General features: G+C 75.0%; 19 protein-coding genes. 12 read left to right on the forward strand and 7 right to left on the reverse strand.

The features are described 5' to 3' along the window. Positions 1 to 2: 2 nt before the first annotated feature. The 4 genes from arfA to IG94_RS0110400 form a co-directional block, all read right to left on the reverse strand. A complete protein-coding gene (gene arfA, locus IG94_RS0110385) occupies positions 3 to 1,508 on the reverse strand; it encodes an arabinosylfuranosidase ArfA (RefSeq protein WP_031033767.1) in 1,506 nt (501 codons plus the stop codon). A gap of 100 nt (positions 1,509 to 1,608) precedes the next feature. After that, positions 1,609 to 2,490, reverse strand: a complete 882-nt coding sequence (locus IG94_RS0110390; RefSeq protein ID WP_031033769.1) for a carbohydrate ABC transporter permease — start codon at positions 2,488 to 2,490, stop codon at positions 1,609 to 1,611. After that, positions 2,487 to 3,425 carry a carbohydrate ABC transporter permease gene (locus tag IG94_RS0110395; RefSeq protein WP_031033770.1) on the reverse strand — a complete coding sequence of 313 codons (939 nt, stop codon included), beginning with the start codon at positions 3,423 to 3,425 and terminating at the stop codon, positions 2,487 to 2,489. The genes IG94_RS0110390 and IG94_RS0110395 overlap by 4 nt, the downstream gene beginning before the upstream one ends. Beyond that, complete coding sequence (locus IG94_RS0110400; RefSeq protein ID WP_031033771.1) at positions 3,422 to 4,780, reverse strand: extracellular solute-binding protein; 1,359 nt, start codon at positions 4,778 to 4,780, stop codon at positions 3,422 to 3,424. Before IG94_RS0110400 ends, IG94_RS0110395 begins: the two co-directional genes overlap by 4 nt. A 286-nt stretch (positions 4,781 to 5,066) precedes the next feature. On the opposite strand from IG94_RS0110400, the gene IG94_RS0110405 reads away from it, so the two are divergent. The 4 genes from IG94_RS0110405 to IG94_RS0110420 are packed head-to-tail and all read left to right on the forward strand — an operon-like array spanning position 5,067 to position 9,556. Next, a complete protein-coding gene (locus IG94_RS0110405; RefSeq protein WP_031033773.1) occupies positions 5,067 to 5,591 on the forward strand; it encodes a hypothetical protein in 525 nt (174 codons plus the stop codon). Further along, entirely contained in the window at positions 5,588 to 6,898 is a 1,311-nt protein-coding gene (locus IG94_RS0110410; RefSeq protein WP_224326171.1) for an MAB_1171c family putative transporter, read from the forward strand. The genes IG94_RS0110405 and IG94_RS0110410 overlap by 4 nt, the downstream gene beginning before the upstream one ends. Continuing rightward, positions 6,895 to 8,157: a DUF6545 domain-containing protein gene (locus IG94_RS0110415; RefSeq protein WP_224326173.1), complete on the forward strand. Its 1,263-nt coding sequence runs from the start codon at positions 6,895 to 6,897 to the stop codon at positions 8,155 to 8,157. Before IG94_RS0110410 ends, IG94_RS0110415 begins: the two co-directional genes overlap by 4 nt. Continuing rightward, the gene (locus tag IG94_RS0110420) at positions 8,147 to 9,556 is read left to right on the forward strand and encodes an FAD-dependent monooxygenase (protein WP_107060503.1); all 1,410 of its coding nucleotides are present in this window, start codon (positions 8,147 to 8,149) and stop codon (positions 9,554 to 9,556) included. Before IG94_RS0110415 ends, IG94_RS0110420 begins: the two co-directional genes overlap by 11 nt. 16 nt (positions 9,557 to 9,572) lie before the next feature. On the opposite strand, the gene IG94_RS0110425 is transcribed toward IG94_RS0110420, so the two are convergent. Beyond that, complete coding sequence (locus IG94_RS0110425; protein ID WP_031033783.1) at positions 9,573 to 10,487, reverse strand: SMP-30/gluconolactonase/LRE family protein; 915 nt, start codon at positions 10,485 to 10,487, stop codon at positions 9,573 to 9,575. Continuing rightward, positions 10,484 to 11,257, reverse strand: a complete 774-nt coding sequence (locus IG94_RS0110430) for an IclR family transcriptional regulator (protein WP_031033785.1) — start codon at positions 11,255 to 11,257, stop codon at positions 10,484 to 10,486. The genes IG94_RS0110425 and IG94_RS0110430 overlap by 4 nt, the downstream gene beginning before the upstream one ends. 229 nt (positions 11,258 to 11,486) lie before the next feature. On the opposite strand from IG94_RS0110430, the gene IG94_RS0110435 reads away from it, so the two are divergent. After that, positions 11,487 to 12,101, forward strand: coding sequence for a hypothetical protein (locus IG94_RS0110435; protein ID WP_031033789.1), 615 nt, complete (start codon positions 11,487 to 11,489; stop codon positions 12,099 to 12,101). Between the two features lie 21 nt (positions 12,102 to 12,122). Here the strand turns inward: IG94_RS0110435 and IG94_RS0110440 are convergent, their stop codons facing one another. Then, the gene (locus IG94_RS0110440) at positions 12,123 to 12,830 is read right to left on the reverse strand and encodes a FadR/GntR family transcriptional regulator (protein ID WP_031033791.1); all 708 of its coding nucleotides are present in this window, start codon (positions 12,828 to 12,830) and stop codon (positions 12,123 to 12,125) included. Between the two features lie 224 nt (positions 12,831 to 13,054). Between IG94_RS0110440 and IG94_RS0110445 the strand changes: the two genes are divergently transcribed. From IG94_RS0110445 to IG94_RS39625, 7 genes are all read left to right on the forward strand, one after another. Then, entirely contained in the window at positions 13,055 to 14,470 is a 1,416-nt protein-coding gene (locus IG94_RS0110445; protein ID WP_031033793.1) for an SLC13 family permease, read from the forward strand. Between the two features lie 86 nt (positions 14,471 to 14,556). Further along, positions 14,557 to 16,014 carry an acyl-CoA synthetase gene (locus IG94_RS0110450; protein WP_031033795.1) on the forward strand — a complete coding sequence of 486 codons (1,458 nt, stop codon included), beginning with the start codon at positions 14,557 to 14,559 and terminating at the stop codon, positions 16,012 to 16,014. Further along, complete coding sequence (locus IG94_RS0110455; RefSeq protein WP_031033797.1) at positions 16,007 to 17,377, forward strand: carboxyl transferase domain-containing protein; 1,371 nt, start codon at positions 16,007 to 16,009, stop codon at positions 17,375 to 17,377. The genes IG94_RS0110450 and IG94_RS0110455 overlap by 8 nt, the downstream gene beginning before the upstream one ends. 396 nt (positions 17,378 to 17,773) lie before the next feature. Continuing rightward, the gene (locus tag IG94_RS43400) at positions 17,774 to 18,289 is read left to right on the forward strand and encodes a CU044_2847 family protein (protein WP_224326174.1); all 516 of its coding nucleotides are present in this window, start codon (positions 17,774 to 17,776) and stop codon (positions 18,287 to 18,289) included. After that, a complete protein-coding gene (locus tag IG94_RS0110470; RefSeq protein WP_078892253.1) occupies positions 18,286 to 20,073 on the forward strand; it encodes a VMAP-C domain-containing protein in 1,788 nt (595 codons plus the stop codon). The genes IG94_RS43400 and IG94_RS0110470 overlap by 4 nt, the downstream gene beginning before the upstream one ends. Positions 20,074 to 20,111: 38 nt before the next feature. Then, positions 20,112 to 21,152 carry an AAA family ATPase gene (locus IG94_RS0110475; RefSeq protein WP_031033806.1) on the forward strand — a complete coding sequence of 347 codons (1,041 nt, stop codon included), beginning with the start codon at positions 20,112 to 20,114 and terminating at the stop codon, positions 21,150 to 21,152. Further along, positions 21,152 to 26,011 (forward strand): SAV_2336 N-terminal domain-related protein, encoded by a 4,860-nt coding sequence (locus IG94_RS39625; protein WP_078892246.1) that lies wholly within the window; start codon positions 21,152 to 21,154, stop codon positions 26,009 to 26,011. Before IG94_RS0110475 ends, IG94_RS39625 begins: the two co-directional genes overlap by 1 nt. Positions 26,012 to 26,105 lie beyond the last annotated feature (94 nt).

Raw genomic sequence — 26,105 nt, forward strand, 5'->3', positions numbered from 1 at the left:
CCTCAGCGCAGCCGGATCACGTTCCAGGACAGCGGCTCCAGGACGGCGGTCAGCCTCCCGTCGCCCAGGGCCGTGCCGTCCACCGGGTGCGGGACGACCCGGTCGGGCTCGGCGAGGGTGTTGCGGGCGTCGGGGTCGGCGTCCGCGAGGGCGCTGTGCTCGACGACCTCGGTGAGGTCCAGGCCGCTGAGGGCGACGTCCAGCGGGAGGGCCCCGGTGCGGGAGCGGTTGACGGCGAAGACGGTGACGGTGCCGTCCTCGGCGCGCACGGCGGTGGCGTGCAGCAGGTCGGCCTCGCCGTACTTCTCCGTCTCGTACGTGGGTGAGTCCACCCGGACGTCGAGGACCTCGCCGCGGCCGTACCTCGATGCCTGGGCGAAGGGGAAGAAGGTCGTCTGGCGCCAGGCGGGGCCGCCCGGCTCGGTCATGATCGGGGCGATGACGTTGACGAGCTGGGCGAGGCAGGCGACGGTGACGCGGTCGGCGTGCCGCAGCAGGGCGATCAGGAGCGAGCCGAGGACGACCGCGTCCAGGACGCTGTAGTTGTCCTCCAGGAGCCGGGGTGCCTCGGGCCAGTCGAGGGCGCTCACCTCGGCCTGGGTCTTGGCCATGTACCAGACGTTCCACTCGTCGAAGGAGAGGTTGATCCGCTTCTTCGACTTGAGGCGGGCGCCGACGTGGTCGCAGGTGGCGACGACGTTCTCGATGAACGACTCCATGTCGACGGCGGAGGCGAGGAAGGAGTCGAGGTCGCCGTCGTGGGGTTCGTAGTAGGCGTGCAGGGAGACGTGGTCGACGAGGTCGTACGTCTCCTCCAGGACGGTCGCCTCCCAGGCGGCGAACGTCTCCATCGCCTGGCTGGAGGACCCGCAGGCGACGAGTTCGACGTCCGGGTCGATCTGGCGCATGGCGCGGGCGGTCTCGGCGGCGAGGCGGCCGTACTCCGCCGCGGTCTTGTGGCCGGTCTGCCAGGGGCCGTCCATCTCGTTGCCGAGGCACCACAGCCGGATGCCGAAGGGGTCCTTGTCGCCGTGCTCGGCACGGAGGTCGGACAGGGCCGTGCCGCCGGGGTGGTTGGCGTACTCCTGGAGCGCGAGGGCCTCGGCGACGCCGCGGGTGCCGAGGTTGACGGCCATCATGGGCTCGGTCTGAGGACCGAGCTTCTTCAGGAAGGCGATGTACTCGGAGAGGCCGAAGCGGTTGGTCTCGGTGGAGCGCCAGGCGAGGTCGAGGCGGCGGGGGCGGTCGCCGGCCGGGCCGACGGAGTCCTCCCACCTGTAGCCGGAGACGAAGTTGCCGCCGGGGTAGCGGACGGTGGTGACGCCGAGTTCCCGGACCAGGTCCAGGACGTCCCCGCGCAGACCCTCGGCGTCCGCGGCGGGGTGACCGGGTTCGAAGACACCGGTGTAGACGCAGCGGCCGAGGTGTTCGACGAAGGATCCGAAGAGGCGGGGGTTGACGGCGCCGACGGTGAAGGCGGGGTCGAGGGTGAAACGGGCGGTGCGCATCTGTTCCTTTCGGGACTTCCGGAGTGCGGGACTTCGGGAGTGCGGGACTTCCGGACTGCGGGGCTTCAGGGCTTCGGGACTTCGGGGCTGGGTGAGGGGGCTACTGGCCGGCGAGGCCCGTGTGTGCCACGCCCGCCACGATCTGGCGCTGGAAGAAGACGAAGACGACGATCAGCGGCAGGCCGGCCATCAGGCCGCCGGCCATGAGCTGGGCCCACTGGATGCCGTAGGAGTTCATGACGGTCGCGATGCCGTTCGGCATGGTCATCAGGTCGGGGTTGTTGGTGACCATGTAGGGCCACAGGAAGTTGTTCCAGGAGCTGATGAAGGTGAAGATGCCGACCGCCGCGAGCGAGGGGCGGGAGAGCGGCACGATGATCGTGAAGAAGACGCGCCAGCGGCCGGCGCCGTCGAGGAACGCGGCCTCCTCCAGTTCGCGCGGGACGCCCTGGAAGAACTTGTAGAGGATGTAGACCATCGCGGCGGGCGCGCACTGCGGCAGGATCATGCCCCAGTAGGTGTCGACCATCCCCATCTGCTGGACGGTCGTGAACAGCGGGACGCCGAGCACGGCCGGGGAGACCATGAGGCCCGCCATCACCACGCCCATCAGGGCGCCCTTGCCGCGGAACTCGGTGCGGGCGAAGCCGTATCCGGCGAGCGCGGCGACCAGCAGCACGACGGTCGTCACGCAGACCGACACGACCAGGGAGTTGACGAACCAGTCGGTGATGTTGCCGGTCTCGAACAGGGCCGTCCACGCCTGGCCGGTCCAGTCGTGCGGCAGCCAGTGCGTGGGCACCTCGACCGCCTCGGTCTCCGACTTGAGCGAGGTGAACAGGGCCCAGGCGAGCGGGGCGAGGAAGACGGCGGAGACGGCGGTGCCGAGCAGGGTCAGCACGATCTGGCCGGGCGTCCAGGCCCTGCGGGGCGTTGCCCGGCGGGGCCCGGGCCGGGTCGTCCGGGCCGTGGCGGTGGTCATCGGCCGCTCTCCTCACGGTTGCGCAGCAGCCACATCCGGGCGAGGGCGACGGCCGCGATGAGCACGAAGAAGACGATGGAGATCGCGGAGGCGTAGCCCACGCGGTAGCTGGTGAAGCCCTGTTCGAGCGTGTACTGCACGAAGGTGCGGGTCGAGTCCTCCGGTCCGGGGCCGAAGTCCTGCATGACGACGGCCTGGTCGAAGACCTGGAGCGAGGCGAGGATCTGCAGGGCGACGACGAGGCCGGTGATGTTGCGCAGCATCGGCAGGGTGATGTGGACCGTGCGGTGCCAGGCGTTCGCGCCGTCCAGCCTGGCGGCCTCGTAGAGGTGGGCGGGGATGCCCTGGAGCGCGGCGAGGTAGAGCAGGAAGCTGAAGCCGACGGTCCACCACAGGGTGGTGATGACGACGGCGAGCATGGCGTACGACTTGTCGGTCAGCCACGGTGTGTCGAGGCCGAAGACGTGGTTGACCATGCCGGTGCCGGGGTTGAACAGCCACTGCCACAGGTTTCCGGCGACGGTGGACGGCAGCAGGAACGGCAGGAAGAAGCAGAGCCGCCACAGCCACTTGCCGCGCTCGATGTGGTGGGCGAGCAGGGCGAGCAGGAGGGCGAGGACGGTGATGCAGGGGACGACGAGCAGCGTGAAGTACGCGCTGTGGCCGAACGCGTCCCACATCAGCGGGTCCCCGAGCGCCTCGCGGTAGTTGTCGAGACCGATGAAGTGGGCGTCGTCGCCGGAGATGTTGGCGTCGGTGAAGCTGAGGTAGAGGCCGCGCAGCAGCGGCCAGACGACGAAGAGCACGAAGAGCACGAGGAAGGGGGCGACGAACCAGCCGCCGTGCTGGAAGCCCTGCCCGCGCCGGAGGGGGACGCTGCGGGCGGCGGTCCCCGCCCGCGCCGGGCGGACGACGGTCTCGGTGCTCGCGGTCATGCGCCGGCACCTCCCTGCGCGGCCGTGCGGCGGTCCATGGGGTTCTTCATGGCGAGGAGTTCGGCGAGCGTGCTCTTCATCCGGCGGGCGGCGGCCTCGGGCTTCGCCGAGCCCGTCGTCGAGGAGACGACGATCGGGCCGACGCGCTGGGCGAGGATGCCGGTGGACCCGGCGAACCACACCTTGGGCTCGGTGGCCTGGTGATCCATCGCGGAGACGTACTCGTTCTGCGGCCGCAGCTTCCGGTACGCGGCGGTGGACAGGGTCGGCGTGTGGGCGGGGATGTGGCCGCCGGCCGCCCACTGCCGGGCGTGCTGGACGACGTAGGCGGCGAGTCGGTGGGCGCCCTCGTTGGCGGGGCCGCCGCGGTCGGCCTGGTGCGGCAGGACGAAGGAGTGGGACTCGGCGTGGGTGGCACGCCTGCCGAAGACGGGCGGCAGCGGGGTGGCGCCGTAGTCGACCCGCGCGGCGTCGAAGGTCGGCACGGACCAGTTGCCCTCCCAGGCGAACGGGGAGCCGTTGACGAACTGCTCGGCGCCCGCGGTGCCGCCGAAGCCGGGGTCGGCGTAGCCGTCGGTGATGTGCTGCCGCAGGAACTCCAGCACCTGGACGGCCTTGTCGGTGTCGAGGGCGACCTCGGTCTCGGCGTCGTTGAACCAGGTGCCGCCGAGCTGGGTGTAGAAGGCGACGAAGAACCACCACTGGAAGTTCTGGTCGCTGTGCCACAGGCCGATGGTCTGCAGGCCCTTCGCGGTGGCCTTCCTGGCCTCCTTGAGCACGTCGAACCACTCGCCGGTGGAGGTGACCGGCACGATCCGGCCGTCGTCGCCGAGCAGGCCCGCCCTCTTCAGCACGTCCTTGCGGTAGAAGCAGAGCTGGACGTGGATGTCGAGGGGCAGGGCGTAGAGCTTGCCGTCGACGACGGCGCGCTTCCACAGCTCGGGGTTGAAGTCCGCCTCCCGCACGCCGTATTCGGCGAGCAGGGCGGGGTCCCAGGGGTCGAGGAGGCGGCCGGGCGAGAAGCCGGTGACGCGGCCGAGGTGCATGACGCCGAGGTCGGGCGCGCGGTTGCCGGCGGCGGCCATGGCGAGCTTGGTGTAGAAGGGGCTGCCCCACTGGAGGGTGGAGTCCTTCACGTCGATGCCCGGGTTGTCCCTGCGGAAGGAGTCCAGCATCGCGATCATGTTGTAGCCGTCGCCGCCGCTGAAGAGGTTCCAGTAGCGCACCCGGGTGTCCGCTCCGGAGGTGAGCGCGTCGGCGCCGGTGCCGAGCGCCGCGAAGCCGAAGCTGCCCGCGGCCGTCAGACCGCCGGCGGCGGCCAGAAAGTGCCTGCGATCCAGGCCAGGTCGTCCCATGCCCTGCCCCATCTGCTCGTCGTGTTCGTCGACAACGGGTTGCGCACGTTCGGGGTGTCCGGGATGTCCGAGTGTTCGACATATCGAAAGTCGCTCGTAACTTCGAACGGGAACGTAGAGGGAAAGCGCTTGCCCGTCAATGGTCCGGGCAAGAACCCGGGCCGGATCTTTTCCGGGGGCGCGGGACTTTTTCGGCGGCGGTGCCACGCGAACTGGCCGGGACGGCAACTGTCTTGACATATTGCTCTGGTGACCGAGCGGCGGCCGGGGGAACGAGGAGACAGCGGTGGGCACCAGGAAGGAGATGCGTCGTCTCGCTGACGCCCTGATCGATCCCATCCGGGTGCCCGTACCGGCCGACCCCGAGGTGCTGTTCGAGGCGCTCGTCGCCTCCGTCGGCGCCTGGCGGGGGCGCGAGGTGCTCGTGCACCGGGCGGCGTTCCCGCCGCACACCGCGAGCGGCCTGTGGCTGGAGCGCGAGAGCCACGACGACGTGGTGGTGGACGAACGCGCGGCCGTGTGGCACCAGATCGTCATCCTGTGCCACGAGGTGTGGCACATGAGCCGCCGCACGGAGGCCGGTACCGGGGCCGGGGCCGACGCCCGGCCGGTGGCCGCGCGCACCGACTTCTCGCTGGCCGAGGAGCAGGAGGCGGACCGCTTCGGGATGCTGATGGGCAGCCGGCTGCGCCCCTGGCTGGACGCGTCCGCCGACTCGGTGTTCGCGGCCGGGGACGGCGACCGGGAGAACCCGTCGGACCTCGCCGGCCGCATCGGGGCCGCGCTCAACTACCGCGGGACGACCCGGTGAACAGCCTGATCAACTACCTGAGCTGCGGCGCCCTGTGGCTCGGTCTCGCGGCGAAGGCCCCCGACCTGCTGCGGCACCGGCACGACCCGTACCTGCGGGCCATCTGCGCGGTGCTGGCGCTGGCCGGGCTCTGCTTCCTGCTCGGCGCCCCGCCGACGGTCGGCGCCGTCAACGGGCTGAGCGGTGTGTCCAACCTCGCGGCCCCGCTCACCTACGCGGCGATCACCGGGTACTGCGCCGCCTCCCAGGTCCTCGTCGTCCACCTGCGCGGCGGCCCCGGGGTGGGCCGTACCGCCCGCCGGTGGACGCTGGCCTACACCGCCGTCGTCCTCGGCATCGCGGTGGCCTTCGCCCTCGGCGAGGCGCCCGCGGAGCGCCTCACCGACTTCGACACCTACTACGCGAAGACCCCGTACCTCGCCGAGATGATCGTGCTGTACCTGGTGGCGCACCTGACCGCGGTGACCGTCACGACGGTGTCCGCGCTGCACTGGGCCCGGCAGGTGCGCGGCGCGCTGCGGGCGGGCCTGGTGCTGCTCGGGACCGGTGCGCTGTGCGGCGCCGGCTACAGCGTCGCCAAGCTGGTCGCGGTGGGCGCCCGCTGGTCCGGGCTCGACTGGCCGGTGCTCGGCACCGCCGTCTCCCCGGCCGCCGCGGGCCTCGGCGCCCTGCTGACGGTCGTCGGGGTACTGGTGCCGCTGCTGGCGCCGCGGGTGGCCGAGTGGCGGCGGGCGGGGCGGGAGTACGCGCGCCTCGAACCGCTGGAACGGGCCCTGGACGACCTGCTCGTCCGCCGGGCGCTGCGGCTGCCGCGCCCGCGGCTCGCCTCCCCCGCCACCCTCCTGATGTGGCGCCGGACCAGCATCCACAACGCCCTCAGCCACCTCGACGCGTACGTCGACCGGGACCTGTACGAGCGGACCCGCGCCGGCGCCCTGGCGGCGACGGGGGACGCGGAACTGGCCGGGGCGCGGGCCTCGGCCGCGGTCGTCACCGACGCGGTACGGCACGAGGCGCGGCGGCGGGAGACCGCGGGGCACGCGGTGGGCTCCGGGCGGGTGGCGCCCGAGGCCGGTGCCGGCCGGCCCCTCGGCCCGCCGCCCGACCCGGCCGCCCTCGCCCGGATCGCCGACGCGCTGGCCTCGCCCGTCCCGGTACCGACCGCCTCCGCAGTGCCGGGCGGCAAGGAGCCGGTGCCGAGCCGCACGGAGCCGGTACCGGGCGGCATGGAGCCGGTGCCGGGCCGCACGGAGCCGGTTGTGAGCGGCGCGGAGCCGGTGCCGTACGAGAGGAGTGGTCCGGCGTGAGTCTCGTCGTGTACCTGGCGGCGGTGGTCTTCGGCATGACCTCGGTGCTGCTCCTCCGCCGCCCCCGCACCGCCCTGCGCAACCCCCTGACCGTGTCGACCTGCGTGGCGATCGTCCTGGGCGCCCTGGTCCTCGCGTGCGCCGCCCCGGTCACCCTGCGCACCGTCAACCGACTCACCGGCGTCACCAACTTCGGGGCCCCGCTCACGTACGGCATGCTCTCGGCGTACAGCTGCGCCGTCCTGGTGCTGCTGATCAACTGGCGGGGCGGTCCCCGGCCGGTGGTGCGGCGCATGGTGCTGCGCAGCATGGCCGCCTACGGTCTGCTGGTGGTCGCCATCGTCGTGCTGTTCCTGCTCGCCGACGCGGACACCGAGCGGCTGACCGACCTCGACACGTACTACGCCGGCACGCCGTTCATGCGGGAGATGATCCTGCTGTACCTGTTCGGGCACAGTGCCGCGATGCTGGTGATGTGCGCGGTCTGCGTCAAGTGGGGCCGTGAGGTGGGCGGTCTGCTGCGGACCGGGCTGCACCTCATCCTGCTGGGGTCGCTGCTGGACGTGGTGGGGTTCTCGCTCACCAAGTACACGGCGGTGGTGGCGCGTTGGGCCGGTCACGATCTCGACTTCCTGTCCACCACGGTGGCCCCGCCGATGGCCTCGCTGGCGGCGCTGCTGTGTTCGGCGGGGTTCGCGCTGCCCCGGCTGCTGCCGCCCGTGCTCGCCCACCGGCGGGGCCTGGAGGACTACCGGCGGCTGGCTCCGCTCTGGTCGCTGGTGAGGTCGGTGTCCACCGCCCCCGAGCAGCCGTCCGCGTGGTGGCAGCTCCCCCGGGACCGGCTCCAGTGGCGCGAGGTCTCCATCCACGACGCCCTGCTCACGCTCGCGCCGTACTTCGACCACCGACTCCGTACGCGGGTGAGGGACTCCGCGCTGCGGGAGGGCCGCTCGGCCCACGACGCGCGGCTGACGGCGGAGGCGGCGATGCTGGCCGACGCGGCGTGCCGGGCCGCCGCCCGCGAGGAGCCGCCCGAGGCCGCCGGCACGTACCGGCTGCACGCCACCGAGGTGTCGGGACCCAGTGGCCTGGTGGAGCTGGCACAGGCACTGCACCGTCCTCCCGGCCGGCCCGCCGCGCCCTGCGGCGCCCAGCCGTCCGCCGGGTCGTCCGCCCCGCCGGGGAGCCCGGCCACCCGGCCGGCACCGAACCGGCCCGGTACCACCCGGCCCGAACCCGAGGAGCCCCATGTCGCGTAGAGCTGTCATCGTCGGTGCCGGACTGGCCGGCATGCTGGCCGCGGCCGTGCTGTCGGACGCGGGCGTGGCGGAGGTCCTCGTGGTGGACCGCGACGCGTTGCCGGACGGGCCGCGGCAGCGCCGGGGGCTGCCGCAGGGGCGGCACGCGCACCTGCTGATGACCGGTGGGCTGAGCGCGATGGAGGAGATCGTGCCGGGCGTGAGCCTGCGCGAGCGGCTGCTCGCGGCGGGGGCCCACGAGATATCCCTCAGTTCGGGCATGCTGGCCCTCACTTCCGAGGGCTGGCTGCGCCGGTGGCGGCGCGCGGGGCCGGTCATGCTCACCTGCACCCGGGCGCTGGTCGACTGGACGGTACGGGCCGCGGTGCTCGAACACACCCGGGTCAGCATCCGCAGGGGGGCCGTGACCGGGCTGACGGGGTCCGCGGGGCGGGTGCGGGGCGTACGGGTGTCGGGGCCCGGCGGGGAGGAGGTCCTCGACGCCGACCTGGTCGTCGACGCGAGCGGACGCGGTACGCGGATCGTCGGCTGGCTGGACGGGCTGGGGCTGTCCGGCGTGCGCAGCAGGACCCGGACGGTGGACTCGGGGCTGGTCAACGCCTCGCGCATGTACCGGGTGCCGGCCGGGGCCGAGCGGTTCCCGCTGACGATCGTGCAGTCCAATCCGTACGTGTCCCGGCCGGGCCGGAGCGCCATGGTGATGCCGGTCGAGGGGGACCGCTGGCTGGTGAGCTGCGGCGGCACGCGGGGCGGTGAGCCGCCGGCCGATCCCGAGGGCTTCCTGCGGTACACGCTCGGCCTGCCGGACCCGATCGTGGGCCGGCTGGTCTCCGGCGCCGAACCGCTCACCGACGTGCATCTGAGCCGGTCCACCAGCAATGTCCGGCACTACCTGGAGAAGGCCCCCGACTGGCCGGAGGGCCTCGTGGTCCTCGGCGACGCGCTCGGCACCTTCAACCCGGCCTACGGGCAGGGCATGTCGGTGGCCGCGTTCGGCGCCCGGGTCCTCGGCCGGGAGCTGGCGCGGTCCGGCGACCTCGGCGCGCCCGGTCTCGCCCGGCGCGTGCTGCGGGGCGCGGCGCGCCCGGTGGACGCGGCCTGGTCCATGGCGGTCGGCCAGGACGTCCTCTATCCCGGGACGCGCGGCGGGCGGCCGAGCGCCGCCGACCGTGCGGTGTCCGCGTACACGCGGCGTATGACGAGGGCGTCGACCGGCTCCTACGCGGCGGCCTCGGCGATCTGGGACGTCACCAGCATGCGCGCGTCCCCGGCCCGGCTGTTCCACCCCTCGGCGGTCCTGGCCGCGCTCGCCGGCCCCCCGCTCCCGCTGCTGACCGGGCCGCCGCTGACCCCGGGCGAGCGCGAGGTGCTCGCCGGACTGGACCGCACGGACGGCTGACCGGCCCGGCCCGCGCCTACCCCGCGAACGCCGGCTGCGCCACCCCCCGTCCCGCGTCCGGCACCACCAGCAGGGAGCCCGCCAGCGGGTGCGGGGCGGTCAGGCCCACCCGGGCCGTGGTGATGTACAGGTCGGTCAGGTCCGGGCCGCCGAAGGCGCAGGCCGTGATCCGTGGGACGGGCAGGGTGATCACCCGGTCCAGCTCGCCGGCCGGGGTGTAGCGGCGTACCGCGCCGCCGTCCCACAGGGCGACCCACACGCAGCCGTCCGCGTCGACGCACAGCCCGTCGGGGAAGCCCGCGCCCTCCTCGATCCCGGCCAGCGGGCGGCGCCCCGCGATCCGCCCGCCCCCGGTCTGCACGTTCTGCCCGGTCTGCCCGTCCTGCCCGTCCGTGCGGACGTCGAAGACGTCGATGCGCCGGGTCGGGGTGTCGACGTAGTACATCAGCCGGCCGTCCGGGCTCCAGCCGGTGCCGTTGCTCACCGTCACGTCGTCGAGGAGCACCTCGGCCGCGCCGTCGCCGGCGTACCGGGAGAGCGTGCCGCCGCCGGCCGCCTCGTCGTAGCGCATGGTGCCCGCCCACAGGCTGCCGTCGGGGGCGACGGCGGCGTCGTTGGCGCGCCGGCCGGGGACGGGCTCGCGGTGCAGCCAGCGGAAGGTGTCGTCGGGGTCGAGCAGGCCGACCCCGTCCCGCAGGTTGAGGACCAGGCCGCCGCCGGCGCGCGGCTTGGCGGCGCCCACGTGCTGCTCGGTGCGACGCAGGGTGCGCCGGCCGTCGGACGGGTCGTAGGTGTGGACGCGGGAGCCCAGGATGTCGATCCACAGCAGGCGCCGCGCGACCGGGTCCCAGGTGGGTCCCTCGCCGAGCAGCGCCTGCGCGGGGACGGCCACGTCGTACGCCGCCCGGCGCGCGGGGCGCGGCGCCGTCATGCCGCGCTCCGGTGGCCGAGCCGCTCGGAGAGGTCGCCCGCGCCCTTGACCGCCAGCTCCTCCAGCTCGCCCAGGCGCTCGTCGCTCCAGCGGATCATGGGTACGGAGATCGACAGCGCGGCCACCACCCGGCCGGTGCGGTCGCGGACCGGGGCGGCCACGCAGGAGACGTCCGGGTTGGACTCGCGGCTCTCCACGGCGGTGCCGCGCTCCCGGACGGCGGCCAGGGCCTCGCGCAGGGCGGCCGGGTCGGTGATGCTGTTCGGCGTCATCGCGCTCAGCCCGGTCCCGTCGGGGAAGCGCGCGGCGACCTCCGGCTCGGGGAGGGAGGCGAGCAGCATCTTGCCGACGGACGTGCAGTGGGCGGGCAGCCGGCGGCCGGCCGCGGAGACCATGCGCACCGCGTGGGTGGAGTCCACCTTGGCGATGTAGATGACGTCCGTGTCCTCCAGGATCGCCACGTGCACCGTCTCGTCGCAGGTCTCGGCGACGGTCCGGGCGACCTGCTGCCCCTCGGCGGCGAGGTCGAGGTGCTCGGCGTAGCGGGCACCGAGCTGGTACGGGCGGACACCGAGGCGGTACCGTCCCGGCTGTTCGGCGACGGGGACGATGTACTTCCGGGCGGCGAGCGTGGTGACCAGCTCGTGCACGGTGGTGCGCGGCAGCTGGAGCCGGCGCACGATGTCGGGGGCGGAGAGTGTGCCGTCCCCGTCGAGGAAGAGCTCCAGAATGTCGAGAGCCCGGGTCACGGCCGGCACGAGGCGTCCCATGTCCAGCCCCCTCCCTAGGTGGATGCGGTAGCGTGCGAGATGCGTGAGTGTTCGAGATTTCAACAAGTGGTCGGAATCGCGAACACAGGCTACTCACATCGCGTTTGCCGGGGCAATGGGTGTGCGCCCGCCCCCAGGGGTCGCGTATGCCCGTCGCCCCAGGGGCGCGTATGCCCGTTCCCCCCGTGGTCCGCGGTCCGCGGCCCCGCCGGTCCGCGATGATGGCTCCATGCCCACCGGAAAGCGGCCCGCCGGCCCCTTCACCCCGCGCGACTTCCAGCTGGTGCTGCTGCGCCGCATGGCCGACCACAATCCCGGCCCGGTGGAGGACGCCCGCCGCGAACTGGGCGCCTCGGTCGCGGAGATGCGCGAGGCCAACCGCCGCTGGCAGGCAATGCTCCACTCGCCCGGGTCCCGTTCGGCCGCCGCCCGGTACCGTTCCGTCCTCGGCGAGCCGGAGTCCGTGGCTCCCCGCCGCGTCGGCGATCTCCGGTGCGAGGCCCGGCAGTGGGCGCTGCCCCTCTGGTCGGACCTGCGCTTCGAGGTGCTGGTCGCGGACCGGGGCGCGATCTGGAACGAGTGGCTGGTCCGCGCCCCCGGCGCGCGGGGTCCCGAGCTGCGCACCCTGGACGACCTGACGCCCTGGTCGTGCACGGTCGACGAGGCGGCCCGCGCCTTCGCCCCCGCCCGCCCCCTCCAGGGCTCGGCGCCCACCCGCTGGGGCCTCGCCCTCACCGCCCCGGACCGGACCGGCGTACGGCACGAGGTGGTCGCGGAGTTCACCTGGGGGCTGCTCCAGCGGACGGCGGTCGGGGGCCGGGAGCAGGGGCCGCCCGGCGGGTGACGCGGGCCGGTGCGGGCCGCGTCAGCGTTCGTCCCCCGGGTCCCAGTCCAGGAGGCGGACCTTGGCGACCGTGCGGACGTGGCGGCGCATGGCGGCGGCGGCCTGCCGGGGCTCGCGGGCGGCGATCGCGTCGAGGATGGCCCGGTGCTGGGCCAGGGAGCGGTCGGGCCTGCCCGGCTGGCGCAGGGACTCGGTGCGGCTCTCGGCGATCTGGTGGGCGATGGAGCGCATGAACTCCGCGAGCAGGCTGCTGTGCGCCGCCGCCGTCACCGACGCGTGGAACAGCCGGTCGCCCTCGACGCCGTGCGCGCCCCGCCCGATCTCCTCGGCCATCACGGCGAGCGCGGCGCGCATCGCGGCCAGGTCGTCCTCCGTGCGTCGCTCGGCGGCGAGTTCGGCGAGCTTCGTCTCCAGCGCCTCGCGGGCCTCCAGCACGTCCGGCAGCCGCCGCCGGCGCTCGACCATGTCCTCGACCGGTTCCGAGTCGAGGCTGTCCCGGACCAGGTACGTCCCGCCGCCGTGCCGCGCCTCTACCAGGCCCTGGACCTCCAGGACCACGATGGCCTGCTTCACGGAGGCCCGGCTGACCCCGAGCCGCTGGGCCAGGTCCCGTTCGGGCGGCAGCCGGTCGCCGGCCCGCAGGCCGCCCTCGGTGACGTACTGGCGCAGCCGCTCCAGCACCTGTTCGTACAGGCGCTGCCTGGGCATGGGGCGCAGGGCGTCGCTCACGGATCCCCCTTCCGCACGGTTCCCCCCATTCCGCTCGGAGCCTAGGGTCTGTCTGACCCTAGCACCGGGCGCCCGGTGGCCGAGTGGCTGAGCCAATTCCTGCGCGACCCCTTGACGCCACCGCGGTGCGGGCCCACGCTGACCTGCCAACCGCACCCTTTAAGTGGCTCAGCCACTCAACCAATCGACGCTCCGTCGTCGGGTCAGCACTCGGGAGCCCCCGCATGTCCCCCGAACTCATCTCGATCCTCGTCCTCGTGGTGGTGTTCGTCATCGCCACCACCCGCTCCGTCAACATGGGCGCCCTCGCCTTCGCCGCCGCCTTCGGGGTGGGCACGCTCGTCGCGGACCTCGACGCGGACGGCATCTTCGCCGGGTTCCCCGGCGACCTGTTCGTCGTCCTCGTCGGCGTCACGTACCTGTTCGCGATCGCCCGCGCCAACGGCACCACCGACTGGCTGGTGCACGCGTCCGTCCGGCTGGTGAGAGGCCGGGTCGCCCTGATCCCGTGGGTGATGTTCGCGCTCACCGGCGCGCTCACGGCGATCGGCGCGGTCAGCCCGGCCGCGGTGGCCATCGTGGCGCCGATCGCGCTGAGCTTCGCCACCCGGTACGGGATCAGCCCGCTGCTGATGGGCACGATGGTGGTGCACGGCGCGCAGGCCGGCGGGTTCTCGCCGATCAGCATCTACGGCTCGATCGTCAACGGGATCGTGGAGCGGGAGAAGCTCCCCGGCAGCGAGGTCGGCCTCTTCTTCGCCTCGCTGGTCGCCAACCTCCTCATCGCGGCCGTGCTGTTCGCGGTGCTCGGCGGGCGGAAGCTGTGGGCGCAGGGGGCCGTGCCGGACGGGGGCGACGCGGACGGTACCGGTGACGGCGGTGGCAGCAGCGGTAGTGGCGATGCGAAGAGCACGGGCGAGACCACCGGCACCGGCACTGGCACCGGCACCGGAGGCGTCACCGGCACCGCCTCCTCCCCCGGCCCCACCGCCGTGGCCGTCCGTCCCGAGCCGGGCGCCGGCGGGGGCCTCGGCGGCACCGTCCTCAACCCCGCTCGGATCGCCACCCTGGTCGCCCTGGTCGCCCTCGTCGTGGCCGTCCTCGGCTTCGACCTGGACGCCGGTCTGACCGCCGTCACCCTGGCCGTCGTGCTCAGCGCCGCCTGGCCCGACGACAGCCGCCGCGCGGTCGGCGAGATCGCCTGGTCGACGGTGCTGCTGATCTGCGGTGTCCTCACCTACGTCGGCGTACTGGAGGAGATGGGCACCATCACCTGGGCCGGTGAGGGCGTCGGCGGCATCGGCGTCCCGCTGCTGGCCGCCGTACTGCTCTGCTACATCGGCGCGATCGTGTCGGCCTTCGCCTCCTCCGTGGGCATCATGGGGGCGTTGATCCCGCTGGCGGTGCCGTTCCTCGCGCAGGGCGAGATCGGGGCGGTCGGCATGGTGGCGGCGCTGGCGGTGTCGGCGACGGTGGTGGACGTCAGCCCGTTCTCCACCAACGGCGCACTGGTGCTGGCGGCGGCGCCGGACGTGGACCGGGACCGCTTCTTCCGGCAGCTGATGGTGTACGGAGGGATCGTGGTGGCCGTCGTGCCGGCGCTGGTCTGGCTCGTCCTGGTCGTGCCGGGCTTCGGGTAGGCCGGCCCGGTGCGCCGGGCAACCGGTGCTCGCCGGCGACGGTCCGGCCCACCGTGAACAGTGGCAACAGCTAAGGAGTACGACGCGTGTCCTCTCTCTTCCCGGCCCTCTCCCCGGCCCCGTCCGGCGCGCGGGCCGACCGGCCCGCGCTGCGGTTCGGCGAGCGCTCACTGACGTACGCGGAACTCGCCGCCGCGGCGGGTGCCTCGGCCGGCCGGATCGGGTCCGCCGGCCGGGTCGCCGTCTGGGCGACCCCGGCGATGGAGACCGCGGTCGCCGTGGTGGCGGCGCTGCTGGCCGGCGTCTCCGCCGTGCCGCTCAACCCGAAGTCCGGCGACAAGGAACTCGCGCACATCCTCTCCGACAGCGGGCCGTCGCTCGTCCTGGCACCCCCGGGCGCCGAACTCCCGCCCGCCCTGGGCGCCCTGGAGCGCGTGGACGTCGACGTGGACGCCCGCGGCCCCGTCCCCGAGGAGCGCGCCGACGACGGCGACCCGGCGCTCGTCGTCTACACCTCCGGCACCACCGGCCCGCCCAAGGGCGCCGTCATCCCCCGGCGCGCCCTCTCCTCGACGCTGGACGCGCTCGCCGACGCCTGGCAGTGGACCGGCGAGGACGTGCTGGTGCAGGGGCTGCCGCTGTTCCACGTGCACGGACTGGTGCTCGGCATCCTCGGCCCGCTGCGCCGGGGCGGGTCCGTGCGGCACCTGGGCAGGTTCTCCACCGAGGGCGCGGCGCGGGAGCTGAACGGCGGCGCGACCATGCTGTTCGGGGTGCCGACGATGTACCACCGGATCGCCGAGACGCTGCCCGGCGACCCGGAGCTGACGAAGGCCCTCGCCGGGGCCCGGCTGCTGGTGTCGGGCTCGGCGGCGCTGCCCGTGCACGACCACGAGCGGATCGCCGCCGCGACCGGCCGCCGGGTCGTCGAGCGGTACGGCATGACCGAGACGCTCATGAACACCAGCGTCCGGGCGGACGGCGAGCCGCGCGCCGGGGCGGTGGGCGTGCCGCTGCCGGGCGTGGAGCTGCGGCTCGTGGAGGAGGACGGCACGCCGATCGCGGCGCTCGACGGCGAGAGCGTCGGCGAGATCCAGGTGCGCGGCCCGAACCTCTTCACGGAGTACCTCAACCGCCCCGACGCCACCGCCGCCGCCTTCACCGAGGACGGCTTCTTCCGCACCGGCGACATGGCGGTGCGCGACCCCGACGGCTACGTCCGCATCGTCGGCCGCAAGGCCACCGACCTGATCAAGAGCGGCGGGTACAAGATCGGTGCCGGCGAGATCGAGAACGCGCTCCTCGAACACCCGGCGGTGCGGGAGGCGGCGGTCACCGGGGAGCCCGACCCGGACCTCGGCGAGCGGATCGTGGCGTGGATCGTGCCGGCCGACCCCGCGGCGCCGCCCGCCCTGGAGACGCTGGCCGACCACGTCGCCGGCCGGCTGGCGCCGCACAAGCGGCCTCGCGTGGTCCGGTACGTCGAGGCGCTGCCCCGCAACGACATGGGGAAGATCATGAAGCGGGCGCTGACCCATGGGTGAACGCCGGTCCGCGCGGGAGTTCCTGGCCCTCGTCACCGACGACTTCACCGAACTGCCCGCCCCCCGGGGCGAGCAGGAACCCGACGGCCCCCTCGGGTGGCCCGGTTACGGCGCCGCCCGCGCCCGGGCCGCCGACCGTACCGGCGAGGAGGAGTCCGTCGTCTGCGGCACCGGGCACGTCGGGGGCGTCCGGGCGGTGCTGCTGGCCTTCGAGTTCGGCTTCCTGGGCGGTTCGCTGGGCCGCCGCACCGGCGACCGGCTGGAGGCGGCGTACGCGTACGCCCGTGCGCACCGGCTGCCGGTGGTGCCGCTGGTCGCCACCGGCGGCAGCCGGATGCAGGAGGGGATGCTCGCGCTGACCCAGCTCCAGCGGGTGGCGCGGCAGTCGGTGCTCACCCGGCGGGCCGGGCTGCCGCAGGTCGCGGTGGTGCGGGACCCCGCCACGGGCGGCGGCTGGGCAACCCTGGGCGCGGGTGCCGACGTGGTCCTCGCGCTGCCCGGCGCCCAGGTCGGCTTCGCCGGGTCGCGGGTGCGGCCGCCGGACGCCGACCCGGCGGCGTACACGGCCGAGGCGCAGGTGGCGGCGGGCAGCGCGGACGCCGTGGTGCCCGAGGAGGGGCTGCGCTCCACGCTGGGCCGGTGGCTGCGGCTGCTGACGGCGCCGTCCGGCGACCCGGCGCCGGTGCCCGCCCCGCTGGGCGCGCGGGACCTGCCGGCCGACGGCTGGGACGCGGTACGGCGGGCCCGTGCCGCCGGGCGTCCGCGCGCCGGGGCCTACCTGGACGCCTACTTCGGCGAACGCGTCGCCCTGTCCGGCGACCGCTGCGGGGGCGCCGACCCCGAGGGCATGCTGTGCGGCTTCGGCACGCACGCGGGGCGGACGGTGGCGTACGCGGCCCAGACGGGTACGGCGACCCGGCCCGCCGGGTACCGCACCGCCACCCGGCTGATCCACCTCGCGGACCGGCTCGGCATTCCGGTGCTGACCCTGGTGGACACGCCGGGCGCGGCCGGCGACGCGGCGGCGGAAGGGCAGGCGGTGGGCCCGGCGATCGCCGATCTGTTCGGCGCCGTGGCGTCGGTGCGCACGCCGGTCAGCACGCTGGTGATCGGCGAGGGCGGCTCGGGCGGGGCGCTGGCGCTGGCCGCGCCGGGCGCCACCTGGGCCACCCCGGACAGCTACTTCTCCGTCATCGCGCCGGAGCTGGCGGCGGCGATCCTGAAACGTCCGCCGGCGCAGGTGCGGCTGACGGCGGACCAACTCCGACTGCGACCGCAGGACTTGGCCGAGCTTGACGTGATCCGAACAGACGAGCAGGTGTTCCCTGGAACAGGTGATCGTCGCTCAGAAGGACGTATGTGACTGCGGGGACCAACGATACTTACGGTGTGCGAGCGACGGGCTGCAGACCGTAGTCGACGCACATGTCCCCAGCGGTCCCCGCGGATCACCCGGGTCCCCCCGGAACCTCGCGGGGCTCGCACCAGCACAGCACTAGGAGCATCACGATCATGAACCTTCTCACCGACATCCTCGCCGGCCTCGTCCACTTCGTCGGCTGGCTGGTCTGACGGTCAGAGAATCCGACGGCGCCGCCTCCCCGTCCCAGGGGGGCGGCGCCGTCCGCGTGTCGTGTCCGCGCACGCGCCACGTCCGCCCCCGGCCCGATCTTCTGCCCCCGACCTGGGGACACGGCCAAGTACCGTCCGTCACAATGGTGCTGCGCACGGACACGTACGGCATACGGGGAGCGGCGGCATGGACGGGTTGGTCGAGTTCAGAACCGGGGACGGCGTGCGGGTGGTCGTCGAGGGAGTCGAGGACGAGGAAGGCGCGCGGCTGGTCTCGCGCGGGGACGGGCCCGCCCGGGCGGCCCGCACCTTCGAGGACTCCCTGGACGGCGTGCGGGCGGCGGCCGCGTCCGCGTTACGGGTCTTCCGGGACGGCTCGCTCCGACCCGACGCCGTGGAGCTGGAGTTCGGGGTCAAGCTGAGCGCGGAGGCCGGCGCGGTCATCGCGAAGGGCTCGGCGGAGGGCCACCTGGTCGTGAAGCTGAGCTGGTCGCCCGAACCGGCCCCGGCACCGGCCCCGGCACCATCCACGTCCTCGGCCACAGCCCCGGCTACGGCTCCGCCCGCGCCGCCGTCCCCGGCTCCGCCGCCGTCCTCGCCCACTTCCTCGTCCCCGGACTCGTGCCCGTCTCCGTCCCCGTCTCCGTCTCCGTCCCCGGCGGCCGCACCGGCCGGTGGCCCGGACGCCGCCACGCGGTCATGAGCGGCGCCGCGTGGCACGCCCGCGTCGCGTGCGGCCCGGAGGTCGGCGCCGGGTTCCTGGTCTCCGGCCGCCGGCTGCTCACCTGCGCCCACGTCGTCAAGTGGGCCGACCGCGCACCGGTCACCGTGTCCTTCCCGGGCCGCCGGGAGCTGGGCGCGCTGTCCGCCGCGGTCGCCGTGCACGGCGGCTGGCAGGGCGGCGCCGCCGACCCGGGCGACCTGGCCGTACTGGAACTGGAGCGCGAAGTCCCGCTCACCCCGGCCTCCTTCGCCCCGCCCGGCGCCGAACGGGGCGCGCCCGCACCGGACCTGATCGCCTACGGCTTCCCGAAGGGGTACGACGAGGGCATGCTCGCCTCGTACCGCGCCCAGCCGGGACCGCTCATCTCGGACGAGTGGGTGCAACTGGAGGCGGTCACCGCCCACGGGCAGCCGCTGGCGGCCGGGTTCAGCGGCGCGGCCCTCGCGCTGGCCGACGGCACGGTCGTCGGGATGGTCTCCGCGGTGGCAGGGGCCAGGGACGTGCGCGTGGGCCGGATGCTGCCCGTCGAGGTCATGGCGCGCTACTGGCCGGAGCTGGGCGAGCTGGTGCCCACCCCGGGCCACCGGGCCGACGTGCGCCGGCGGCTGTACGCGCTGGTGCGCGAGGCCGAGGAGACCGGCCTGAGCTGCGATCCGAAACGGCTGTACGCCTCGGCCACGGACGGCTTCGACCCGCCGCCCCCGGACGGCGGCTTCGCCGGCCTGCGGGAGGCCGCCGCCTACGTGCAGTGGGAGGTGCCCGAACCGGGCGTCGTGGCCCGGTTCGCCGACCGGCTCGAAGAGCTGCTGCACGCCCCGCCGCCGCGCCCCGCGGCCTGGTCGCCCATCGTCGTGGAGATCGACCGCAGCGGGGCGGGCGCCGACCAGGTCACCGTCGAGGTGTCCGCCTACCGGGACGGACAGCGCCACCCGGTGGACGCGCGCCGGCTGGCCCGCGGCGCCGTGCGGGCCTTCGTGCAGGAGCGCATCGACGAGGCGTTCACCCGGCTCGATCCCGGCGCCGACGAACTGCTCACCTTCGTGCTGCCTCGCGAGTGGCTGAACGAGCCGGTGGCGCACTGGGAGTGCGGCGAGGACGACTCCACACCGCTCGGCTGCGCCTACCCGCTGGTCGTCACCGACCGCCACCGCCACCGCAGCGGGCGGCTGCGCCACCAGTTGCGCAAGAAGTGGCGCAGGCTCGGGGCCAGTGGGGGCGGCACGCTGCAGCGCGTCGACTGCGGCACCGGGGAGCGGCCGGCCGGGCTGCGCAAGCGGCTGCGGGAGGACGCGGAACTCGCCGGCTTCGCCACGGCGCCCACGGTCGCGCGGGAACACTTCGAGGTCGGGCTCACCGTCCCCGTACCCGTCCTGATGTGGCCGCGCCGGGGCTGCCCCGGCGACCCGCACGAGGGCCCCTGCCCCGGCTCGGCGTTCCTCGACGAGCTGGCCGTGTCCGTGGCGGACGTACCTCCGTCCGAACTGCCCCGCCATGTCATGGAGTTGCGCGAGACGGCGGACGCGGCCGACGAGCCGGACGCACACTGGGCACGGGACCTCCAGCTGCTGTGGGACGACCCGCGCTGCTTCGCCGACCCCACCGCCGCGCTCCACTCCCCCGTCTCGCCCGTCCCACCCGCGTCGCCGTTCCCACCCACCTCGCCTGCGCCGTCCGCGTCCCCCACGTCGCCCGTCCCACCCGGCTCCCCCATCTCACCCGTCCCACCCGGCTCCCCCATCTCACCCGTCTCGCCCGTCCGCTGAAGCACCCGCCACCGCGCTCGTCCCGGAGAGAAGAACCCATGCCCCTGTGGCCCGTCTACACCGGCGCGCCGGCCCCGCACGACGGCATCACCCGGCTGCCCCCACCGCCGCCCTGGCGGGCCTTCGAGGGCGAGCCCGTGCTCGATCCGCCCGCCGAGGACACCGTCGACCCGGGCGCCTCCCCGGACCGCGCCCAGCAGGCCACGGCCCACCGGGCCACGACCTACCAGGCCACCGAGGACACGGTGCAGTTGGTCAACGCGGCCCTGTATCTGCGCCGCCCGCTGCTGGTCACCGGCCCGCCCGGCACCGGCAAGTCCTCCCTCGCCTACGCGGTCGCCCGCGAGCTCGGCCTGGGTCCGGTCCTGCGCTGGAACATCACCAGCCGCAGCACCCTGCACGACGGCCTGTACACGTACGACCCGCTCTCCCGGCTCTACGCGGCCCGCCACGCCACCGGGCTGCCCGGCGCCCCGGCGGCGGCGACCGGCATCGAGGACCACCTGCGGCTCGGCCCGCTCGGCACCGCCCTCCTCCCCTACGCCCGCCCGCGCGCCCTGCTGATCGACGAGATCGACAAGAGCGACCTCGACCTGCCGAACGACCTGCTGCACGTCCTGGAGGAGGGCCAGTACGAGATCCCCGAGCTGGTCCGGGCCGCCCGCGACGTCCCCGGCGGACGCGCCGAGGTGCTGATCGACGGCACCGACCGGCGGGTGCCGGTGGAGCGCGGCCGGGTGCGGTGCAGGGAGTTCCCGTTCGTCGTCCTCACCAGCAACGGCGAGCGCGAGTTCCCGCCCGCGTTCCTGCGCCGGTGCGTCTCGCTGCGCCTGCGGCAGCCGGAAGGCCACCACCTCGCCGAGATCGTCCGCGCCCACCTGGGCGAGCCCGACGCGTACGCGCAGCAGCTGATCCAGCGGTTCCTGTCCCGGGTGGGCAGCGGCGAACTGGCCACGGACCAGCTGCTCAACGCCATCTACCTGGCGCGCTCCTCCGGTCTGGGCGCCGACTCCCTGGACGGTCTCGCGGAGCAGCTCATGCCGTACCTGGGCAGGTCCCCGCAGGCCGACGCGTTCTGATGCCGGCCGACCGCCCCGGCCCGCCGGACCCGCTGCCCCACCTGGCCGACATCCTCGGCCGGGCCTCCTCGGGCGCCCGCCCGACCCCGCTGGAGCTGGCCGAACTCCTCTGGCTGGCCGGGCAGATGACCCCGGCGCCGGACCCGCCGGACGGCCCGGCACCGGACGGTACGGACCCGGTCCCGGACGGGACCGTACCGCCGCCGGACCCGGTCCGCCGGCCGGCACCCGACCGGGACCTGGACCGGGACCGGCACCACCGGCACGGACCGGGGCGGGAGCAGGGGCAGGGTCAGGGACAGGGGCGGGACTCCGGGCAGGACCGGCCCGTGCCGGGGCCGCCGCCCGCCGCCGACGCGCCCGGCACCCCGCTGCGGCTGCCGTCGTCCGCCGCGCCCGCGCCGGGGACGTCGGCGGCCGAACCGCACAGCGCCCTGCTCGCGCCCGCCCCGCCGATGCTGCGGCACACGCTGGCGCTGCAACGCTCCCTGCGCCCGCTGAAACGCCGTACCGCCGCGCCCGTCGGCCACGAGGTGGACGAGTCCGCGACCGCCGACCGCATCGCGCGCCTCGGCGGTGGGCCCGAGTGGTGGCTGCCCGTGCTGCGTCCGGTGCGGGAGCGCTGGCTGCGGCTGCACCTGGTGCACGACGCGGGTCCGACGATGCCGGTCTGGCAGCCGCTGGTGCGCGAACTGCACGACGCGCTCGCCCAGTCGGGCGTCTTCCGCACCGTCGTGCTGCACCGCGCGGACGCCGACGGCACCGTCGGCGGGGACGGCTTCCAGGCGCCCGCGGACGGCCGTACGGTCACCCTGCTGATCAGCGACTGCATGGGGCCGCAGTGGCGCGAGGGCGAGGCCGGCACCCGGTGGTTCGGCACGCTGCGCCGCTGGGCGCGGCACACTCCGCTCGCCGTCCTCCAGCCGCTGCCCGAGCGGTTGTGGCGCGACACCGCCCTGCCGCCGGTCCCGGGCCGGCTGTCGGCCCCGCACCGGGCGGCGCCCAGCTCCTCCCTCGCCTTCACGCCGTACGACGACACCGCGCCCCCCGCTCCCCGCGGCGCCGTGTCCGTCCCGGTGCTGGAGCCGGGCCCCCGGTGGCTGGCGAACTGGGCCGCGCTGGTCGCGAGCCCGGGCGGCACCACGCACCCGGGCGCCGCCGCCGTGCTGCACCGGCCGCTGCCGGCCGACGCCGACGACCGCACCGACCTCGCCCGGCTGTCCCCCGAGGACCTGGTCCTGCGCTTCCGTGCCCGCGCCTCCCGCGAGGCCTTCCGGCTGGCCGGCCACCTCGCGCTGGGGCGGCCCGACCTGCCGGTGATGCGGCTGGTGCAGGCCGCGGTCGAACCGGACCCGCGACCGCAGCACCTGGCCGAGGTCATCCTCAGCGGCCTGCTCACCGCGGTCGCCGGGCCGCCCGGTTCGTACGCTTTCCGTCCCGGCGTACGCGACCTGCTGCTGCGGGGGCTGCCCCGCACCGCCCGCAACCGCACCCACGAACTGCTGCTGCGCACCGGCGGTCTGATCGACGAGCGGGCGGGGCGGTCGCCCGGCGAGTTCCGCGCGCTGATCCCGTCCCGCGGCGGCACCGAACGGGCCGACGGCGGCGAGACGTTCGCCGTGATCAGTGAGGACAGCGCCCGGCAACTGGCCGTACCGGCGCGCCCCGGGGCCCCCTCGCCGTTCCCCCGCGCCCTGGGCGACCGCTACCGGCCGGTCCGCCGGCTCGCGCCGACCGGGAGGGTGTGGCTGGCCGAGGACACCGGGGCGGGGCGGACGGTGGCGATCCGGCTGCACGACCGGCTGCCCGGGGCCACCGGCGCCGCCGCGCGCCGGGCCTTCCTGCGCGACGCCCGCCGCCTGACGGAGTTCACGCACCCGAACGTGGTGGCGGTCCTCGACGCCGGTGTCGAGGACGACGTGCCGTACGTCGTCATGGAGCACCTCGACGGCATAGCGGTCAACGCCCTCGCCCGCGCGGGCGACCGCCGGCTGCCCGCGCCGCTGACGGTGTCGTTGGCGGCGCAGCTGGCACGGGCGCTCACCGCGCTGCACCGGGCGGGCCTCACGCACGGCGGTGTGGAGGCGTCCCGGCTGGTCCTCCTGCCGGACGGCACGGTCCGGCTCAGCCTCCTCGAACCGGGCCTCAGCTCGGGCCGGGCCGGGCGTTCCGCGGACCTGCGGGCCCTGTGCGCCGTCCTGCTGGAGCTGTGCGCGGGCACCTCGCGCCTGACCGTGCCGATCGACTCGCGGCGCCTGGACCGCCTGCCCGCCGACCTGCGCATCGACTACGCCCACGCGTTCGACCAGCTGATGTCCATGGACCCCTCGGCGCAGGCCAGAGGGCTGGACCTGCTCACGGACCCCCGGCTGCTCGCGACGGCCGAGGAGACCTACACCCCGCGCCGGTACCGCGCCCTGGGCCCGCTGCGGGTCACCCTGCCGGACGGCTCCCCCGCCCTGCCGCCGGACGAGCGCGCGCTGCTCACGATGCTGCTGCTCAAGCACGGCCGCACGGTGACGCACGAGGAGCTGCGGTACGGGCTGTGGGCGCCGGGCGACGAACCGCGCGATCCGCGCCGCGAGTTGATACGGCTGGCGGCGCGACTGGCGGAGGTCCTGGGTCCGGGCGTCCTGGCGACGCCGTCCCACGGCTACGCCCTGCACACCAGCGCCGACCACGTGGACCTGGTGCACTGCGACGAGCTGGTACGGCGCGCCGACGCGGCCCGGCTCGCGGGCGCCCTCACCGAGGCCCGCGACCTGGTCACCGAGGCGCTCTCGCTGTGGCACGGCTCCGAGCCCCTGACCGGTGTGCCGGGATGGGGCGCCCACACCGCCCGCGCCCGCCTGCTGCGGCTGCGCCTCGCCCTGCACACCAGGCGTGCCGAACTCGACCTGTCCCTCGGCGACTACGACCGGGCCTCGGCCGACCTGGCCGGTCTGCTGCGCGCCCACCCGCACCGCGAGGACTTCCGCCGCCTCTACCTCATCGCGCTGCGCCGCCAGGGCCGGGGCGCCGAGGCCCTGGAGGTGTACGAGGAGTACGAGCTGTCCGGCGGGCGCAGTCCGGCCCTGACGGCGCTGGGCCGGGAGCTGCGCGAGGAGCACGCCGGACCGGTGGACGACGCCCCGTGGTCGGAGTACGAGGACCCGCCCGACGCCCCCGGCACGCCCCCGGACGCCGGCGCGGACGCCCGGCACGGCACCCTGTCCGCGCCCGACGAGCTGCCGGAGGGCCCCTTCCCGACGGAGGACGACTTCTGGGCCTGGCCGCCGGAGGAACACGAGGAACCGGAGAGGCACGCCACGGAGGCGACGGACGGCGAACTCGTCGGAGCCTGGGGAAACCCCCGGGCGGAGGACTCCGGCCCGCGCCTTCCCGAGGAGGAGTACGCCGACGCGGACGAGGGGCCGGCGGCGGAACGGGGGCCGGGGGCCGGCCCGGAGGACGAGGCGGCCGACGCCGGTCTGGACACCGACTACCGCAACTGCGCCCGCTACTCCCTCGCCGACGGCCGCCACGGCGACCGGGACCGCGCGGCGGCCCTGCACGTCCTGGTCAGCCACCTGCTGGCGGAGAGCGGTCTCGACGGCGCCGCGTACGAGCTCCTGGACGACCGCGACGGCCTGCTCGTCCTGCTGGCGCCGCGCGTGGAGGCCGTCCCGCTCCTCCGGGCGACCGTGGCGGGCCTGCCCGGACAGCTGGCGCACCTCGGCGGCGCGCGGCTGCGGGCGGAGTTCTGGCAGGTGGAGTTCCAGCTGGACGGCGCTCAGGAGGTGCAGTCCCTCCGTGCCGACGCCGAGTCGGTCGCCGCGGTCCTGGACGCCTCCGCCGCACAGGCCGTCGTCGCCCTCTCCGACTCCCTCTACTACGACGAGGTGTACCACCAGGAGGGACCTGACGGGCTCCTCCTCCCTCCCGGCCTGTTCCGGCCGCTGGCCGACGACACCGGCTGGTACCGGCTGATCGACGAGGGGACCGGCGACGAGAGCGACGGCGGGACAGGCGGCGAACCGGAACCGACTACGGCACCGGAACCCGCACGGGAACCCGCACCCGCACCGGACGGTGGGCCCGTTCGCGGCGCCTCCCCGCTGCCGCCCGGCGGACGCCCTCCGCTCCCCGCCGGGTCCCGGCCCCGGGCCGTCGCCCCGCGCTCCCCCGCGGACCTGGTCTCCGGCGCCCGCTGCGTGCTCCTCGGCTTCGACGACGTACTGGCCCGGCTCTACCGGCCCGCCGCCGAGCGGGAGGTGCTCCTGGACGTCCTGCGGCTCTTCGCCGACGAGCGTGACCCCGAGGACGCGCTGGCCGGACTGCCCCTGCCCCGGGCCGCCACGGACGGATACGCCGGCACGCTCGACTTCGTCCGGGCGCTGGCCGGGCACCGGCTCGACCCCGACGTGCGGCTCCGGCTCGACCGGCACGAGGCGCGAGCGGCGCGCACCGCGCGGCCGGTCCCCCTGGCCGACCGGCTGGTCCAGGCGCTGGACACCCGGGGAGTCCCCGTCGCGGTGGTGACCGACCGGGCGCCCGGGCCGGTCACCTCGTACCTGCGGCGGCGCGGTCTGCTGGAGTGTCTGCGGGGCGACGTGCACGGCCGGGACACCGACCTCACCCGCCTCATGCCCGACCCGGACGTCCTGCACCGTGCGCTGGAGCGTCTCGACGCCGACGCCGGGGACTGCGTGCTGGTCGGTTCGTCGGTGGCCGAGCAGGCCGCCGCCCGCGCGGCCGGTCTGCCGTTCGTCGGCCGCTACGGCGACGAACCGGCCCGGCGCCGGCTGACCGGGGCGGACGGCGACGCCCTCCTCGTACCGGACCTGCGTCCGCTGCTGACGGCGGCCGAGAACCGCTGACCGCGGAGCGCCGCCCCGACACCCCCCGTTCGGCGGCCCCCCGCCCGGCCCCCTCCAGCAGGCGGCTTCTCCGGCCGCCCCGCACGATGCCTGA

Source organism: Streptomyces olivaceus (assembly GCF_000721235.1).
Classification (GTDB): domain Bacteria; phylum Actinomycetota; class Actinomycetes; order Streptomycetales; family Streptomycetaceae; genus Streptomyces; species Streptomyces olivaceus.